Source organism: Streptomyces tricolor (genome assembly GCF_002155905.1).
GTDB lineage: Bacteria > Actinomycetota > Actinomycetes > Streptomycetales > Streptomycetaceae > Streptomyces > Streptomyces tricolor.
The window spans coordinates 1-1,842 of record NZ_MUMF01000684.1; the positions used below are offsets into that span (position 1 = coordinate 1).

Below are 1,842 nucleotides of genomic sequence, written 5' to 3' on the forward strand. Positions count from 1 at the left end.
GACCGTGGCCACGGTCTCGCCGCCCGCGAAGGTGGTGTCCGTGTCACCGGTGATGGTGAACCTGATCCTCACCTTGGCGACGGACTTGCCGACCTTGGTCTCGGCGCGGGTGCCGATCCGCTCGGCGAAGGCGTCGCCGGCCATCGCGGTGAGCTTCCCGGTGCCCGCGTCCTCCAGGTGGTCCACGAGGTCGGTGGGCGTCTGCGGGGTCGTCGGCGGGACGGGCGGCGTGGGCGGCGTCGGCGGCGTCGGCGGCTTGGGGCGCGGCGTCTCGCCGCCGCCGTTCCCGTTGCCGGGCTTGTGGGGCTTCGGGGCCGGCTTGGTCCTCGGCGGGTCCGAGGGCTTCGGGGACGTGGTGCGGTGGGAGTCGTCGTCGCTGCGGCGCTCGGGGATGCGCCCGGTGCCGTCGGGAATGGTGTGGCTGCCCTTGCGGTAGTACTCCAGCCAGTTCAGGACCAGATCGAGGTAGTCCTGCGAGTTGTTGTAGCTGAGGATCGCGCTGCGCAGCCCGCCGGCGGTCGACATGTCCCAGTCGTTGCGGCACAGGTAGTGGCCGGCGGCGAGGGCGGCGTCGTAGACGTTGTTGGGGTCCTTCGCGGCGTCGCCGTTGCCGTCGCGGCCGGCCCAGGCCCAGGTGGACGGGATGAACTGCATGGGGCCGACGGCCTGGTCGTAGGTGCGGTTGCCGTCGTAGGCGCCGTCGTCGGTGTCCTGGATGAGCGCGAAGCCGTTGCCGTCGAGCTGCGGGCCCAGGATCCGGCCCACGGTGGTGCCGTCGGCGTCGACCCGGCCGCCGCGGGCGTGCCCCGACTCGACCTTGCCGATGGCGGCGAGCAGTTGCCAGGGCAGGTTGCAGCCGGGCTTGGCGGAGCGCAGTTCGGCCTCGGCCTTCTTGTAGGCGTCGAGGACCGTCGCGGGGATGCCGGCCTCGGCGTCGCCCCGGGAGACGGAGGTGCCGCTGCCCGAGGAGGGGCTGGGAGCGGGGCTCTTCAGGGGCGGCAGGTCGGTGTAGTAGGGCGAGTTGCCGGTGGCGTTGCCGTCGGCGGGCCCGTCCGGTACGGGAGCCGTGGCGCCCGTCGCCGCCTGTCTGCCGTTGTCCTCGCCGGTCACTCCTGGAGCCTGGGACGCGGAGAGAGCCGCGACCGCTGCCGCGGCCACGGCGGTGGTCGCCGCCCCCTTGCGCAGCCGCCTGCCGATATGCGCCGCCATTGAGTGAACCCCTCCCGTGGACGCCGTGCGTCCGTCTCCGTCTGTCTGCCTCGCTCTGGTGTGACGGTCGACCCGGTGATCTGGTTGCCCCTGTTGCGCCTTTCGATCCGTGCGACGTGGGTACGACCGTGCGTCCCGCACGGTAACGCAGGTGACCCTACGACAACTTGCTGTGAGGGGGCACCTGTTCGCGCCCCGTTTTCACCGGTTGGCCAACTGTCGTCGCCGGGCGCGCGCCCGGACGGCGGTCACGCATACTGGGCGGAACTGATCACCGGCGCCGGCATCCGGGCCGACGACCGTTCCGGGGGGCTCTGTTGCCGTTCACGCTGAGTCATGCGGCGGCCGTGCTGCCCGCGATCCACCGGGACGGCAGCGGCCGGGGCCGGCTGGTTCCGACGGTGCTCGTCGCGGGCTCCTGCGCGCCCGACATGCCGTACTACGCGGCCGGAGTGCTGCCGGGCGGCATGGAGTTCGGCGCGGTCACGCACGGGTTCGCCGGGGTCGTCACGGTCGACGTGCTCATCGCCTGGGCCCTGGCGGGGCTGTGGCTGCTCGTCCGGGAGCCGCTGCCGGCGCTGCTGCCGCGGGCCTGGCAGGGCCGGCCGGCCGCCCTGTTGCGCTGCGGTGCGC

Annotated in this window: 2 protein-coding genes; one reads left to right on the forward strand and one right to left on the reverse strand. The window is 73.2% G+C overall.

What is annotated here, in order from left to right:
* A partial coding sequence (locus CCN44_RS37315) for a lytic transglycosylase domain-containing protein (RefSeq protein ID WP_086703207.1) occupies positions 1-1,209 on the reverse strand: 1,209 nt, incomplete at its 3' end.
* Positions 1,210-1,526: 317 nt separating this feature from the next.
* Here CCN44_RS37315 and CCN44_RS37320 point away from each other — a divergent pair.
* The coding region (locus tag CCN44_RS37320; protein ID WP_143650270.1) for a DUF4184 family protein at positions 1,527-1,842 on the forward strand (316 nt) is incomplete at its 3' end.